Origin of the sequence: Marinifilum sp. RC60d5 (genome assembly GCF_052400665.1) — a bacterium.
Taxonomy (GTDB): Bacteria; Bacteroidota; Bacteroidia; order Bacteroidales; family Marinifilaceae; genus JBQTGK01.
In genome coordinates this window covers 785,887-802,375 of record NZ_JBQTGK010000001.1, presented here as the reverse complement: position 1 = coordinate 802,375, position 16,489 = coordinate 785,887, and the positions used below count along the sequence as shown (strand labels likewise).

At 31.9% G+C, this 16,489-nt stretch carries 12 protein-coding genes; 4 read left to right on the top strand and 8 right to left on the bottom strand.

The features are described 5' to 3' along the window. Positions 1–105: 105 nt before the first annotated feature. Complete coding sequence (locus ACT3CE_RS03415; RefSeq protein WP_444708356.1) at positions 106–2,118, top strand: hypothetical protein; 2,013 nt, start codon at positions 106–108, stop codon at positions 2,116–2,118. A gap of 283 nt (positions 2,119–2,401) precedes the next feature. On the opposite strand, the gene ACT3CE_RS03410 is transcribed toward ACT3CE_RS03415, so the two are convergent. Then, positions 2,402–3,361, bottom strand: coding sequence for a hypothetical protein (locus tag ACT3CE_RS03410; protein ID WP_444708355.1), 960 nt, complete (start codon positions 3,359–3,361; stop codon positions 2,402–2,404). Between the two features lie 304 nt (positions 3,362–3,665). Here ACT3CE_RS03410 and ACT3CE_RS03405 point away from each other — a divergent pair, with 304 nt between their 5' ends. From ACT3CE_RS03405 to ACT3CE_RS03395, 3 genes are all read left to right on the top strand, one after another. Continuing rightward, positions 3,666–4,505 (top strand): nuclear transport factor 2 family protein, encoded by an 840-nt coding sequence (locus ACT3CE_RS03405; protein WP_444708354.1) that lies wholly within the window; start codon positions 3,666–3,668, stop codon positions 4,503–4,505. Positions 4,506–4,562: 57 nt separating this feature from the next. After that, entirely contained in the window at positions 4,563–5,147 is a 585-nt protein-coding gene (locus ACT3CE_RS03400; protein WP_444708353.1) for a hypothetical protein, read from the top strand. A 149-nt stretch (positions 5,148–5,296) separates the two neighbouring features. Continuing rightward, a complete protein-coding gene (locus ACT3CE_RS03395) occupies positions 5,297–6,181 on the top strand; it encodes an AraC family transcriptional regulator (RefSeq protein ID WP_444708352.1) in 885 nt (294 codons plus the stop codon). Between the two features lie 788 nt (positions 6,182–6,969). Here the strand turns inward: ACT3CE_RS03395 and ACT3CE_RS03390 are convergent. The 7 genes from ACT3CE_RS03390 to avs2 form a co-directional block, all read right to left on the bottom strand. Beyond that, positions 6,970–7,326 carry a transposase gene (locus ACT3CE_RS03390; RefSeq protein WP_444708351.1) on the bottom strand — a complete coding sequence of 119 codons (357 nt, stop codon included), beginning with the start codon at positions 7,324–7,326 and terminating at the stop codon, positions 6,970–6,972. A gap of 249 nt (positions 7,327–7,575) precedes the next feature. After that, the gene (locus tag ACT3CE_RS03385) at positions 7,576–7,956 is read right to left on the bottom strand and encodes a hypothetical protein (protein ID WP_444708350.1); all 381 of its coding nucleotides are present in this window, start codon (positions 7,954–7,956) and stop codon (positions 7,576–7,578) included. 192 nt (positions 7,957–8,148) lie between these two features. Further along, complete coding sequence (locus tag ACT3CE_RS03380; protein ID WP_444708349.1) at positions 8,149–8,724, bottom strand: hypothetical protein; 576 nt, start codon at positions 8,722–8,724, stop codon at positions 8,149–8,151. A gap of 5 nt (positions 8,725–8,729) precedes the next feature. Beyond that, positions 8,730–8,981 (bottom strand): hypothetical protein, encoded by a 252-nt coding sequence (locus ACT3CE_RS03375; protein WP_444708348.1) that lies wholly within the window; start codon positions 8,979–8,981, stop codon positions 8,730–8,732. Between the two features lie 222 nt (positions 8,982–9,203). Next, the gene (locus ACT3CE_RS03370; RefSeq protein WP_444708347.1) at positions 9,204–9,551 is read right to left on the bottom strand and encodes an MliC family protein; all 348 of its coding nucleotides are present in this window, start codon (positions 9,549–9,551) and stop codon (positions 9,204–9,206) included. 184 nt (positions 9,552–9,735) lie between these two features. After that, positions 9,736–10,875 (bottom strand): hypothetical protein, encoded by a 1,140-nt coding sequence (locus tag ACT3CE_RS03365; protein ID WP_444708346.1) that lies wholly within the window; start codon positions 10,873–10,875, stop codon positions 9,736–9,738. A 783-nt stretch (positions 10,876–11,658) separates the two neighbouring features. Beyond that, entirely contained in the window at positions 11,659–16,131 is a 4,473-nt protein-coding gene (gene avs2, locus ACT3CE_RS03360; protein ID WP_444708345.1) for an AVAST type 2 anti-phage system protein Avs2, read from the bottom strand. Between the last annotated feature and the right edge of the window lie 358 nt (positions 16,132–16,489).

Here is a 16,489-nt window from a genome sequence, read left to right as displayed (position 1 = left end):
GTCACTACTTACCGATTCCTATTCAGAATGTGCCTTTTACTTCTAAAGTTCCTTCGAATTTGTATCGGCAGTACATCAGCACATTTTACTATTTAAATGTATACTATGAACTCACGAAAAATAAATATACTAATCATTTCACTACTACTATCATTTGTTAGTGTAGCACAAAAGCCTAAAAAAATATACAATAATTATTTATTTAAAGGCATGCAGGCGAGTGCAAAGGCTGATATCGATAAAGAACTTAGTAAGGCTAAAATAAATTTCGATAAAGTTTTAGTAGAAGAACCTGAATCGGCAATGGCCAATTTAGGACTTGCTATTGTTTACTCCTACGATAAGTATTCTGATAAAGATTATTTTAAAGCTTTGGGATTTTTTATGAAAGCCTATAAAACACAATCTCAGTTTACTGAAGGAGACAAACTTGTTTTAGATGATTTGTTTTCGAAACAAGATAAAAGACGCAGAAGCAGGCCTTTTGTTAAAAACATGGAATGGCAGCGCCTGCAACTGGAAGACAAGTTGATTAAATATGTGCGAGAAGAAAATAATACAGATTATGCCAAGAGGTTTTTAAAAGAATTTCCCGATTCTAAATACTATACCAACGTTTCACATATTTTGAGTTATATCATGTTTCGCGAAGCCGAGAATAAGAATACTCTTGTAGCATTTAATCAATTTTTAAAGGATTATCCCGAGTCAGCTCAAGCTGATATCGCAACAAAGATGCGTAATAAATTAGCTTATAAAACTGCAGTAAGTGAGGGATCATTAGATAGTTACCGGAATTTTATTGAAAATTATCCCGAGGCCATTCAAGTTGAAGAGATTAAGAAATTAATGGAAGGAATGGCTTTTGAAGAAGCATACAATAAACATACGATTGAGGCTATTGATCGCTTTATAGTAGAATTTCCTAACTCACCGAAAAGGTATAAAGCTAAATTGTTAAAACAGAAATTGCTTTTTGAATGGGCTAAAAGTGTAAATAGCTTAGAGGCTTATAACAAATTTGTGTCTTCCTATCCCGAAGGAAAATCTTATATCGATATTTTTAATCTAAAAGCTAGTGTATTAGGTGAAGAGGTGCTTAAGAATTTTCCAGACGAAAATTACAAGTTTGTAAAAGGATTCGATAATCAACAGTTTAATGATTTTGGTGGTGGAATTGCAAAACGCCCCAATGGAGAGCTTGTAGTTGCTGCATCGTCGCGAAAAGCAGAGGGAGAGATGTACGACTCCTGGCTTTTAGGAATCGATGCCAGTGGAAAAATGTTGTGGAATAAGATGCTAGGAAATCGTTTTGATGATCTTGTAAATAAAGTTAGTATAAATGCTCAGAACGAAATTTTTGTTGCTGGTATTACCGATGCAATAGTCGATAGTGTGAAAGGACAAGCTTGGCTTTATAAGCTCGATACCAATGGTAAAAATCTATTTAATCAGAGAGTTGATATGGATGAAGTACTCGATTTTGTAGTATATCCCGACAATAAAATTTTAGTTGCTGGTTATAGCAAAAACACAAAAGATTCAACTTTTACGCCTGGTTTGGTTAAGCTTAATGCTAAAGGTAAAAAGTTGTGGTCTCGGGCATACTCGAGCAAAGGTAAAGTTTATAATTTAACTAGCGATTCGTCGGATATTACTTATGCTGCTGCTGGCAATTGGATATTTGCCATTAATCAGGCAGGCTATTTAAAATGGGATATATTGCTGGATAAAGATGTGAGATCAACAGCAGTTGGCCTTAATGGGAACAATAAAATAGTTTTTGCAGGTTTAAATGCTACAGGTGCTTTTGCAAGTGGCTATACCCCTGATGGGGAAAAACTTTGGAATACTCCCATTACTATTTCTGGCAACGGAAATATAGAACAAATTTTAAGTTTACCTGATAATAGTTTTGTTATCGCTGGAACATTTAATAACAAAATTAAGCTAGTTCATATTAATGAGACAGGTAGTATTAAATTAGAAAAAGAATTTGCTTTGCCGCAAGGAATTAAACTAAACGATGTAACAGCTACTGCTAATAATTTTATAGCAATTAGTGCAACAAGATTAAGGGAAAAAGGCGATTTAATTGTATTTGAAATGGGGCTATAGAAAACGGATTTGTAAAAACAGCCTGAATAAACGAGGGGATGTTGATGCTCGATCAAACTGCAGATCAAACTGCAGTTTTACAATATTTTTAAAATGAGACCTTCTTACAAACTACTTATTCCCAAATTACAAGTTCCAAAAAGTCTTGTAAAATACATCATTCCCCATAAGCAGTAGATCAATCTCCGCTTACGTCAACCCACCGACTGTTAGCTGCGCTGTTCTTCGAAACCTATTGGGCAGTTCCTGTGGCACGAACGCTTAGTTGTTACCAGCTGTTTTTTTATTTTGTAATTAATAATTCTCTGTTGTGTAGCCATGTTATTCTGCTATTTGGAAATTCGTCATTTATCTTTGATTTTATCTCATCGTCTAGTTTTTTTACATCTTTAACTACAGTTGCACTATACCTAGAGTGGTATACTCTGTTATTGCTTTTATATGGTTTTCCATTCAAAATATTATTTAAAGTTTCAATTGCTTGATGAATAATCCATGGATGAGGTCTAAGGTTTCTATGCATAAAATGGTTAAGCCATTTGTTAACGTGTTTGATTTCATCCCATTTTATATTTGCTGAAAACTCAATGTTTTTTAGTCCTTGAATAAAGTCAATCATTTTTGATAATGGTATTGGCTTATTATTTTTATTTAAGATGCGGTCAATTCCTGCAGTGCTATAAATACGTTTCTCTAATGTCAATCTTAAGGCATATAGGACTAAAACATCACAATCGTAATTGTTTTGATAGTCTTCTCGAATATTATGGTTGTAAAAAAGTTCTGTAGCATTTAAGTAATGTGCAGAAGATGGTAATTCGTTTGTGCTAACCACAATGAAAGATGTATCTTGATTTAAATCTAATTTTTTCACATAATCAACTAATTCTGCAATTGTCATTTGTATCTCTCTGGTCAATGCATTTATTTCTTTTGTTGATAGTAAATGTTTAAGATAAAGGATTGAAGCTTTTACATGACATCTAGCAATTTTTTTAATCTCTGATTGTTTCCAACGAGTTTTAAATAAATTTTGTCTTATAAATGAAGTCTCTAACTCTTTGCCACTAATTAATTCTAGGTAATTAATCATAGCATCAACATTTTCTAAATCAGCTTGTTTGTATGCATTTTTTAGAATTCTATTTGTCTCTAATATTGGTACAGTATCGTTCAATTTTGCGTTTTTTAAAATGGCTGCCAACGGTACGAATATGGGGCGTTTGGCATTTTGAATAGCCAATGTATCAAATTGATATAATTTGTATTAAATATACACATTTTCTATTTAGCTACTATCCGCCAAATGACCTATATTTATTGTTGTGAGTAGTTAATTATTTGCTTTAGAACACTCTTTCTAAGTTGATCTCGAACCCATTTATATCACACTCAAATTTTCTGCCTGTTTCATTCATTAAGAATTATCTTATGAGTAAGACAACAACTCTTGGTTACATATCTACCCTATAATTGAAGATTATTACCTTTTTAAAAATAACTAGCTGAAATAATTTTGTACCGTTGAAAATATAATTCACGATGGAATGAAAACAGCAATAATCAGTTTAGTATTAATCACGGGCTTAATCACCTGTAAACAGAAAAATATGGAATTAACACAAAAAGAAAAGGCAGTTGCCTTTATCAAATCATTCGAAACAGGCAGTTCCGATGTTTTATCATTTTTAGACGAGAATATAAAGAGTCACAATTACGGTTTACCAGACGGAAAAAGCACTTATGAAGGATATTTTACTGACACCCCATCTGGTGCCACAGTTGAATTTATCCGTGTTTTAGAAGATAAAGACTTTGTAATAATGCATAATCGTTATGAAAATTTATACGGCTACGATGGTCCAATGTTAACCTTTGATATTGTTCGCTTTAAAGATGGAAAAATTGCAGAACATTGGGATAACATAATAGCAATACAAGCATTAAATCCTAGTAATCGAACACAAACCGACGGCACATTAAAAATAAGCGATATAGACAAAACTGAAGCTAACAAAGAATTGATCCACGATTTTATTACTACTGTTTTAGTAAATACAGAGCAGGATAAAATGAAGAACTATTTTGATGGGGATAACTTAATTCAACACAATCCAACAATTGGCGATGGTACTTCAAATTTCACAAAGGCTTTAGAGATTAAAAATGAGAAAACTTCAGAGATAGTGTATGCCAAAAATCACAAAGTAGTAGGACAAGGCAATTTTGTATTGGCTATTAGTGAAGGAACACTTTCTGGCGAGCCAACTTCTTTCTACGATTTATTTAGAGTTGAGAATGGTAAAATTGCTGAACACTGGGATGTTATAGAAACAATTACTCCAGCTTCTAAATGGCAAAACACAAATGAAAAGTTCAACTTTTAAGCGATTTTTTTTTGCTAGTCTAGGATCCTATATATAATAATAAATAAAACAACTATTATGAACAAAGCAATTTTAATTTTCTCATTAATTGTAACAATCATCTCTTGTAATGCACAAGACAAGAAAGAAAAAACAAATAAACCTAGTTCGGAGCAGAAAGAGTTGCGCTCACGCCCTAAACAAATGAAAGATTTAGATTTTTTTATTGGTGAATGGACCACAACAAATAGAAGTTATAATCTTGATGGCTCGCTTAAGAATGAAACAATAGGTTCAATAAAAGCACAAACTTTTGATGGAGGAAGAGTGTTTTTAGATGAAACAGTAACTTATACCACAGATGGTGAAATAAAAGAGGACTGGATTACCATACGCACATTTGATCCAAAAACTAATAAATGGGTAATGTCATACATTACATCTCTTAGCTCCGTTCATACCCAAACATTTGGTGGACAGTTTATAGACGGTGAAGGACATTTTGATGCTGTTGTTCGTTTAAATTCAGAAACTACTATGAATGGAAAAGTACGTTTCTATGATATTAGAAAAAACAGTTTTGAATGGTCAATGGAAATTAGCCCTGATGGTGGTAAGACCTGGGTTGTAATTGATCGCATTAGTGCTACTCGAGTTCATTAAAAAAAGTGTAGCTTCAATTTCATACTATAATAAATCCCATAACTGAAAAAAGAAGTATTTTGATAAAATCAAAATACTTCTTTTTTGCATACATTTCCTTTAAATTTGTGCAGATTTTTTAGTGAAAATCATCAATTAACATTGTATTTATGAGCGATCCTATTCCAAATTTATATTGTGTAAGTAGCAAATTTGATGAATTTCAAGTTTACGTAGGTTCTCTGAAAGACATACATGATACAAATGAAACAAGTAACTCAATATATGATATTCATCGTATAGAATATTATACCTTAATACTTATAACAAATGGAGAAGGATGGCATTTTATTGATTATGAGAAGCATTATTTAAAAAAGGGTTCTCTGTTGTTTATTTCCAAAAATCAAGTTCAAAAATTTGAAAAAGAGTCAGAACTAAAGGGTAAGGTTATTTTATTTACCGATAATTTCCTTCAAAAAAACTTACAGTACACATATTTTAAAAATCACGTAAACATTTTTAATTATAATTTATATACGCCCTTACTCGATCTTGAAGAAACGAACTACAGTGATTTTCTTGAATTAATTGAGCGTATCAATTTTGAGTTTAATGCTGATTATGACGAGATGAAAGGAAAAATAATCGGAACCTTTTTAAATGCATTGCTCTTAAAAGCTGAAAAGATTTCCCGCCATAAACGAACTTCATTCGAGCAACATAGGTATTATAAATTGTTTAAAGAATTTGGTGTTTTGCTTGAAAAAGATTTGCCCCACAACAAAGATGCTATGTTTTATGCCAATTCACTGAATATTAGCTATAAACACTTGAATGAAACGTGCAAAACAATTTGTGCTAAAACAGCTAAGGAATTTATTTCAGATGTTTTAGTATTAGAAATCAAAAGGTATTTGAGCAGTACTAATTTGTCGGTAAAAGAAATTGCTTATAAATTTGGATTTGATGAACCTACAAACCTTCAAAAAATATTTAAACGTAAAACAGGCAAGACGGCAATTGAGTTTCGAGAGATCGCTTTAAACGAATAATCTTATTTTTACTATTAAGGCTTCTTCCAATTACTCACAACTATTCAGTAACCCTACCCATACTATCGATACATTTCCTTTAGGAAGAGTTGCTGTTTGTTTTTGTTATAAATATAATAACTATTTTATGTGGCATAACTATACCGAAACTATTTTTTTATGAAAACTTTAGTGTGTTACTATTGTAGCATAATCCCCTTTGTATTCTTATAGAATGAGCTAGTTAATCTACACGATTTCTAATGTGGGTTTTATTATGAGGTATGCTTCGGAGCCTCAGCTCAAGTAAGGTGGTGAAATGGATTGGTGGTGGCTTTAATTGCAGATTGGAAATTCTAGACTTTTGCTAGCTTGTGTTTTTACTTTTGCAAAGTAAAGCTCGCGCTAAAAGTTCGCGCTATCGGGGGCCTAAACTTCGAATTGGGTAGGCTTTCCGTATCTAAAAATAGATGTTCAGTTATACAGGCTACTATTTGCGTTACCTGCAATTGTGTTTCCGTTGGTGAAAATAGGGCTTCCGTGACACAAACCTGCTCTTCCGTATGTCACGGAATAAGAAAGTCTCTGTCACGGAATAACTTTTTGCTGTCACGGAAAGCAAAAATCGTGTCACGGAACAAGAAAATCGTGTCACGGAAGGGGGTATCACGTGTCACGGAAGAGCAAAAGCTTGTCACGGAAAAGCTTTTTTATGTCACGGAAGAGGTAAGGTCTTGTCACGGAAGGGGTACCTCGTGTCACGGAAGTTGACTTCTCCTAAAATAACTTCATTCAATCAAACTTTCAAATTAAATCAAAGGAACGCAATACAATCGCGCACCAGCAATGGGGATGGTATTGTGATCGGGATGTAAATTCCTGAGTAGCCACATCACCTCTATGTTTCTAATGCACTCTTTCTCTAAACCACGAGAGGAACGAGTTCTATTTACATACCCATAAATATAGAGCTTGAGTAAATCCGATGGTCGGTAGGCTGGTCTACCATTTTCTCCAAAATCAACTTTAAATCCAAAGTCATTTAAATCAAGGCTATCAACAAATAAATCAATTAATCGAACTTCATTGTCTTTAGCAATTAACCCGTTTAATGAGATGGGAAAAAGATGAGTTTGTCTTCTGTCTTGTCCTTGTATGAATCCCATACGATAAGATGATAAAGTGCTGAAAATCTACAAAGTACAAGCAAGTTTACTTGTCAACAACTTATCAAGGTTTTTAGACAGTCTGACGGTAAATTGTATGAGTAGTGGCAGATTGCGTGGTTGTTTCCTGTCAAACCGCTACGCAGTTTGAGCGGAATACAAGCTTTGATATTTAGTACTTTCCCTGCCATTACTTATACAAAATGTTGTGCTTTCGTGTTTTTTACAATTTTGTCATAATGTCCATGATTAGTAAGATGTGCATTTCCAAAATTTAAAATCCTTTTCTAATACAATTCCCTCTTTAATTATTACTGTATTATAGTCTGAATATAAATACACTTCGGAAGGCATCACTAAAAACGTGTCAATTGGTAATTCGATATCTAATTTTCCACCTACAATTGTTTTTTTGATGCTATTGGCTTTTAGTTCATCAAAATCACCATTTCCTAAGTTTTCTAAATCAGATTTAACTATAAAGAATATATCTCCATTATAATCATTGTAGACTCTTGACGACTCATCAATTATCGGCATACAATCTCCAATTCCGTATTTTACATTTCCTGTTAATCCTGTCGTGATATTAACATCATTATCATCTTTCTCACAACTTGTAAAAGTCATTATAAAGATTATAAATATACTTTTCCATAATATTTTCTTTTTGTAAGTCATATCTTGAAGATGTAATAATCCGTTGAAAGGTTGCTTAACATGAGGCACAACGTTTGGAACATGGTGCGTTTGGATTTTTGAAGCCTTTATTTTTTAATCTACCACTCACTTTATTTATAGCTAATATCGTCATTTTCTACGCTAATTTCCAAATGCACTATGTTTTTTGTTGTAGGCGTTTTTAATTTCGTTTATAGCTGTGTCAGAAATTTTGTTCCATCTCGTTTTTTCATCAATCACTAAATCCACACCTAGACATGATTTTACAATCGAACTGATTTGTAAAAACCATTTAGAAGCAGTCCACTCTTTAATAGGCGTTGATTTGAATCCTTTTTCATTATCGTCCCAATATACTCCAGCAGCTTCTCGGTAAACATATTGATATGTCGGGTTTCCATTGCCTGATATTTTCAGAAGTAATTCATTCTTATCATTTATAAGAACTTCCTTAATGATTTCTTGTTTTAAATCACTCTCTAAATCTTCAATCAGCTGATAAACATTGATTATGTAATTCTCATATTTTTCCTTACTTGCTTTAAACAATCCCTTGCGCTTTGGAGTGTTTTTTATCAATCTAAACAGTTCTTTTAAATCAGAATCAGTCTCGCTGTATGGGAATTCGTCTTCAATCAGTCTAATAGGCTTTTTCCCGTTATAAAACTGTCTTGCTAAATATGCACCATATTTTCTATTGTCCTTTCTCGAATCCATTAATTTTATACTGTTTTGTTAATCAGCTCTATTGCGCCACTATCAAAGGAATCGAGCAATGTTTTTTCAAATCTATTTTTATATTCTAAAGAGCAAAGTCCTTTTTTAATAATCTCTGAGTCTTGAAATACACTATCAATCAACGACCAATCTTTATCTTGGAACAATTCCTTTTCTTTGTTTCTGCCTCCACGAGAAATTCCATCGATATCTCCACCGTATTTTTGATAAACTCTAATTTTCTCTGCTGTAATCATAGTTTTTCGGTCTCGGCAAATGCCCTACAATGGTAAATTGTATGGTGTGTAGGGCATTAGAAAGCACTTTCCTGTCAAACCGCCAAGTAGCCGAAGCGCAGGTTTGACACCTGCTATTTGACAAACCGTCGAAGCTGCGCTTCGGCGGGGATGAAGAAAGCGCAAAAGCTTCAAATACAGCATAACCGCCCTATAATCTATGCTAGATTGTTAGTGGCAGTTTTATTTTTTAAATACTGTTTTTCCGTCTTTGATTAATTCAACGTCTTCTCCTTTTCCTCTTAATTCATAATTGTCGTTTTTGTACCAAATTCCCGATGCAGCTTTTTGCTGAACTAATTGAATGGTTTCTCCCTTAAAATTTAGGGTTGCCGTCTCTTTCGCATTATTGAATGTCATCTCTAATTTATTTCCGTCTTTATCGGTAAAGGAGCTTTTTACAATGTCGTAATCAACCTTTTTTACTAACTCTGTTGATGTTGTTTTTGTTCTTTCTTTTTTGTGCGTTTCCTTACAGGCATTCATAAATAATAGTGTCAGAATTACGATTGTCAAAATGTATTTTTTCATTTTCGTTGTTTGTTTTTTGTTTTTTTACGTTTGGTCGGGAATTGCCTCTAACGGTTTTGCTAAAATTTGAGGGCGATTTACAACTGCCGCCTTATCAAAGCCGTTGCCGTTTAAAATTTTGTTTTATTATCAAGTTGGGCGTCACCGCCCTTTAATTTTAACTTTTGTTAGAGCAAGTTTTTCTTTATTTGAAATTTTTATTACTCTGTTTAAATAATTCTTTACTCCAAAATTCTTTGTTTAATTCAATGCTGTTTTCTTTAAAAAAATCCATATCAATTAAATTCATGAATGAAGTTTTTATATGTTCTTCTTGAGTTAATTTCTTCAATTTGATAACACAATACTGTTGGTATTCTGCCTCCCAGTTAGATTCTTCTTTTTTGCAATAAATAACGCTTATTGCATCATTCACACCACCAAAACCATCGTAATTCCATTTTTTCTTGAACACAAAGAATGAAAGGTATTTATCCTTATCAGCCGAATATATTGTTGTATAAAGGTTGGAAATAGAAGTGTTTAAAATCGAATCTTTGTCAAAACCTTCTAGCTTCTTTACTGATTTTCCATTTTGAAAAAGGCTGTCAAGAATTTGTTTGCGCTGTTTTTCAATGTTTTTTTGAATTTTCAATTCTTCTCTTTTTCTTGCATTACCATTTCCCTTGATAATATTTAAAATTTTTGTTCTTGCATCAATGTCATCAAAATAAATATTGAGAGTTTTTTTACCGACCGTTAAATATGACTTATTTAGCTGGTCATATTTCCAAGGGTCAATTTTAATAGTTTTATTTTCGTAGCTATAATAAATGGTAAACACAGGTCTAACCAAAATATCTCTTTTATATTTTGTTACAATTAAACTGTCAACGTTTATCAAATAATCTGCATCATTATTTTTTGAATATTCTTGCATTAACTCAAAGTCAGTCAAAGATTTTTGTTTTCCAACCACTACTAATGAGTTGTCAAAGTCAAGGTCTAGTATAGTATGAAATGATCCTGTGTAGCTCCATAAGATATTATTTACAAAATTCAATTCATTTGCAAAATCTATTTGGTTTTTATAGTGCTCTTTATAGTTTGGAGAAATTGAATCGTTTTCCATTATTACACTAATTAAAGAATCCCTCTTTTCTATTAGGTAATTCTTTTGATATGCAACACCATACTTTTCGTAAAAGTCAATTTTTTCTTCAAGTCCTTTTTCAATAACTACAGATTGTGGTAAAAGCACAATTACTTTTGGGTCAAACTTACTTTGACCACTTACGGAAAATGAAAAAAGTAAAAAACAAAATATTACTATTCTTTGTCTCATTTGTTCTCTTTAAAATTTGCTCTAACTATTCAGTAACCCTACCCATACTATCGATACATTTCCTTTAGGAAGAGTTGCTGTTTGTTTTTGTTATAAATATAATAACTATTTTATGTGGCATAACTATAGCGTAACTATTGTTTTGATGAAAACTTTAGTGTGTTACTATTGTAGCATAATCCCCTTTGTATTCTTATAGAATGAGCTAGTTACTCTACACGATTTCTAATGTGGGTTTTATTATGAGGTATGCTTCGGAGCCTCAGCAAAAGTAAGGTGGTGAAATGGAATGGTGGTGGTTTTAAATTGCAGATTGGAAATTCTAGATTCTTGCTAGCTTGTGTTTTTACTTTTGCAAAGTAAAGTACGAGCTAAAAGTTCGCGCTATCGGGGGCTTAAACTTCGAATTGGGTAGGCTTTCACGGAAGGGGTATCTCGTGTCACCGAAGTAACTTCTCCTAAAATAACTTCATTCAATCCAACTTTCAAATTAAATCAAAGGAACGCGATACAATCGCGCACCAGCAATGGGATAGCCCAGAGTCCAATTCTGAGAACGACCATTACGCTTGAACGATTGAAGAAACGTGCTTATGAATCTATGCTCGACATTTACAAACAAATCACGCCTGTAAGACGTGATTTATTATTCCCTACAATTTAACGAACCGCCGTATACGAGACCCGTACGTACAGTGGTGTGAGAGGTTCTCCGCTAGGCTAATGGCCTAGCGGCTGCCTGCTCGATTGTGCCTTCGCCCTTTATTTTGTTAGCTGTTTAATTCAATTTCTATCATACATTTTTATCTCACCTTTTAATTCAGAATCCTCTAAGTAATAAACTCCACAAGGAACTTTAAAATATGATTCTTCATTATGGTTATTGTCAAATGAGAATTTTTCACCAAGAAGTGTCCAAACTATATCTAAATTGTTAGCATCTAAAAACTGTATAAAATCTTTTTTTCTAATTAGAACACCACTAGGCTTACTATTCATTGAAACTATTTCATTGTTACAATTTTGCAAATTACCATCAACTGGAGCATATTGAAGATTCATTTTATTAAATATGTATTTGCAGGGGATATTATATGACTGATTAGCTCCAGATTTATCTCCTTCAATGCCACCATTTGCCGATTCTGTTGCTACAATAACTTTATAGTTTGTATCTTGAATTGTTTCCCAGAATCTTTTATTCTTTCCATATGTATCAATATAAGCAGGCGACCAGAACTTTTCTCTATTTATTAATTTTGAATAATTATCTCTATTCTCAGGCAACCATCTTCCCCAAAAATTTTGATTGTTTAGATATTTTATTATTCTTTTTTTGTCAGTCTTTTTAACCAATAAACCTTGGATAATATAATGAATTTGTTTTCTTCTTCCTTCGTATCTGTCAATTCCGATTTTTTTAGGTTCTGACCATTCTACGAAATATTGAAGATGCAACCATTCTTCATTATTATTATCCGTTTTTTCAATAATAGTCTTTGGGTCTACTAAATCAGCTATTGTTTTAACCCATTCAGAATCGGGATAATTCCATTTATTATAATTTTCTTCTCTCCACCATTCCTTATTTTGTACTGAATCGATTTCCTCTTCTTCCTCAATATTATTGTTTTTCTTTATATACGAGGGGTCAATATTACGCAAATAGAGTTGCCAAGCACCTTTGTAAAAATCGTATTTGTCATAAGAACTCCAGCCATCTTTTAATTTGTAATTATCTGAAAGCATTGCCATTATTTCATAAAAGGCGATCCATTGATATTTTTTCCCAATGCGTTCAATTTTATTATCGTGTCTGTTATATGAATAATACTTGCGTACTGAATAATCATATTCTCCGTGTATCTCTTTATCGTACCCAAGTTCGAAAACTCTGTTTACAATCCAGTATCTTATCTGCCAAGCATTATGTTGTTCATTGTTTGTTTTTTTATCAAAATATGGAAGTACTGTTTTATTAAGAAAAGCAAGTTGTTTTTTATCAAGTAGTTTTTCTAACTGAGATAAACAAGTAGACTCTATTTCTTCTAGCATTCCGATATAGGTTTGTTGTTTTTCTGAATATTTTACACCTACTCGATTATAATATTCAGTATTCTTTTTGAAGCTCCTAATTTGCTTTTTACTGTCAAATAATACTTTAACAAAGTCTCGTGTTTCTTTTTTTAGCGTTTTTAGAAAGACCTTATATGAATCATCATCTTTGAATGAATATGAAGCAAAGTGATTTACCGCTGATTCTACAATATAATGACCAAAATCAGCAATTCCGCTAATTAAAGAACTATAAATTGAGTTTTGCTCTGAGCCATAATTGTTTTTAAATTCAGGACTGTTATAATCAATTTGATACTTTTTTACTTCATCTTCACTCTTTGGTAATGATGGCATTGATGTGTCATATAACGGACGAATGTCATCTTTCTCAATATTTAACTTTATACCTTTATAAATTGCATACTCAATGATATTGCGAGCATAGTCTCTTAGTAAAATATGTGTTGGAGGATTTTTATCTTTGAAAATTGAATTATATACATATTGACTAATTTCTCTAATTGAATCATCTCCCTTTGTTCTTAAGGTGCAACTATAAGCCACTGCATAAAGCCTTTCTGTTACATACAAATCATCTATTTTTTCAAAAGATTTTAGTATGGCAATAAGTACTTGAGGCTTTTGTTCTAATAAATTCACTAAAGCTTTAGTTGTTTGGTCTCGAAGAGCAATATCTGTACTCGATAAAACCCAAGCTAATGTCTGTGCTACTAATCTTGCTGTTTCTTCATCTGTATTAGTTGAAATGCTTGAAATCCAAGCCCAGTCAAGTAAGCGTCGTAATGGAAATGCAATGTCATCATCATTATATCCACTATAATATCTTAAATATTTTTGCCAAAAACCATCTCGTTTTGGCATTGAATATCTAGATAATATCTTATGCAATCTGTCTCCATTAAAGGGGTGCTTTGAGATTGGAGTAAGCTCTGTTAATGTATATAGCCATTCTTCATAAGGTACTCTACCATTTTTCTCCAACCATTCTGTAATTTTCTGTTCATTAATAGATTTAATATCTCTCCATTTCAGACTATCCAAAAGCAAGTGAGTGAATGTCTGATAAGTATTTGATATTTCCCACTCAATATTTCTTTTGTTCTCGGAACTTTTATTAATAAAGAAATCAATGAGTTCAAATAATTCTATATCATATTTCTCTGGTAATAAAATTGAAAATATTTCGATGATACCTCTGTATGACCACTGGTATTCATCTATTATAATTTTTAGTTTTCCATTCTTTACAAATGCATCCTTGAGGTCTTCTTTTGTTTTATAAGCATTTAATAATTCTTTTGCAATAAAGAAGTCTCCAAGTTTTTGATATGAAAATGAAATTAAATCTTTTGGAACTTCACTATATTTATATCTCATTTTTATAAAAACACATTCTTCAATTAAATCGGTCAGCAAATGAGGAAATTTGGGGAACTCAGTATCAAATAAAGCAAAAGCTTCTTGACACTCCAGTTGACCATATTTTGAGTTAATAAGTGAGTGTGCAAATTTTTCAATTGCAAGTGATACAATATTTCTATTTTTATATTCGTGTCTTTTTTCATCAAACCTGCGGTTAAGTGATTCCTTGTATAAATCGTAAGTTTTATTTATACCGTTAAAACCTTTAGGAAAACTTCTCTTATTTTGACTTTTTATTGTTTCACAAATAAGATGTAGAAACAAAGGATTAGAAAATTCAGGATTAAGAATTGGAAAATTTGGAAAATCTAAGTCATAATACTTACAAAATAATTTCAATGCTTCATATTCATTGCCCTTAAAACCGATATGTGTTAAAAACGTATTTTTTATATCTGATTGAAATGTAGTTGAGATTATATCATTGAAATAAGTGCTTCTGATTGTAAAAACTAATCCAATTGCAGGATAATTAGCAATTACATTAACAAATCCTGCTATTTGGTTTTTCCATAAATCTGCTCCTGCACCTTCATTGATTGCGTCAATTAGGATTAATATACGTGAATTAATATTAAGTCCTATATTATTTAGGTTTGAAAGAAAATCACCAAATTTACAAGTTAAACCTAATTTATTTAAAATATTCTGCTCAATTGTAACGGTATTATTGAATGTAGTACCTAACAACAGTAATGTTGGCAAAGACTGTTCTTTCCTCTGGGTGGCAATATCACCTAATAAATGTGATTTTCCACACCCTGCTTCTCCTTGAATTATTAGAGTTGGATTATTTGCTAAGTTTATGTTTAAGTTCTCAATTTGATTCAGAAATTCGTAATTGTTGTTTTCAATTTCTCTTAATCGACTTAACTCATTATCAAATTTATTGTTTGATTTAGGTAAATCTCTCAATTCATAAAGGCTATTTCTTTTTTTCGAAACCTTTTGGTTAAATAGCTTAATTTTCTCTGCAAAATCAGAGAGTAATATTGAGTTTTCTAATTTGTACTCAAAAGTACTTATCCAATTAGTCAATTCAATTCTTAATAATTCGAGTTCTTTCTCTATTTCAAAAAGAGATTTATTGTCTTTGATTTTTCGATAACTTCTTTCTGTTAACCAATTATCGATTGTTTTTATTAATTTACGGTAAAAGATATCGTTATGTGAAAGATTATCAAAAACTTGTGCAATTGGTAGTCTAAAATTCAGCTTCTTATTAAATCTGGGTCCAAGATTTTTAATCTCTTTTTCGATTTGACTTGTGAAAAAGTCAGGGTCTAGTCCATTATTACCAAAGAAGATATCTAAAATCCATTTGTTTCGAGGCTGTAATAATTGATAATCTAAATGACTTGGAACTCGCCATTCGATAGTGATATTTATATTTTGAGCTGCTTGCTCAATCTCTATTTGATATTGTGGTTTTTCTCTCTTCTTATTCTTTGATATTTCTTGGTTTACATATAAAAATATGATATTCGGTTCGGACTCTTTACTTTTTGCTTTATTTATTGAATCGATTATGTCTGCTTTTTTTTGAGAAAGTTGCCCTGTATAATATTTTGCCTGAAATGCATATAATTGACCATCTTTTTCAATTGGCTCAGTTTCTATTCCTGGTTGATTTTTATACCGAAAAGCTCCAATGTGATTATTTAGTTCAGCGCAAAATAGAAAATATGACATCTGTTCAAACGCCCATTGTTCTCTATTATTAAATCTTTCATTAAATGTATTCCAATTAATCATATTTCATTCTTTATGAGCTGTAATATTTGCGCACTATCGTTCTTTGGGTGAGCCATAACTCCTTTACAACCCTCATTAATGCGGCTTATAATACCAAATCGGACTAGTAAGCTTAGTAAAATGTAATTTTGCCCATGAATCTACAAAACAATAATAAATTAACAAAATAGTTATCCTGATTGTTTGGGGTGTTGGGAAGTGTCGGTGATTATTTTATGAGGATTGGGGTTTAGTGTCTTGTTTTAAATTGTTTAAATAAGAATTTTGTTAGTATACGAAATATCCATTGTTTGTTTGTTTGTTTTTACTTTTTTGCAGTGGTCTCTTTGTACAAAAAAAGCTCACGATTAATGGTGAG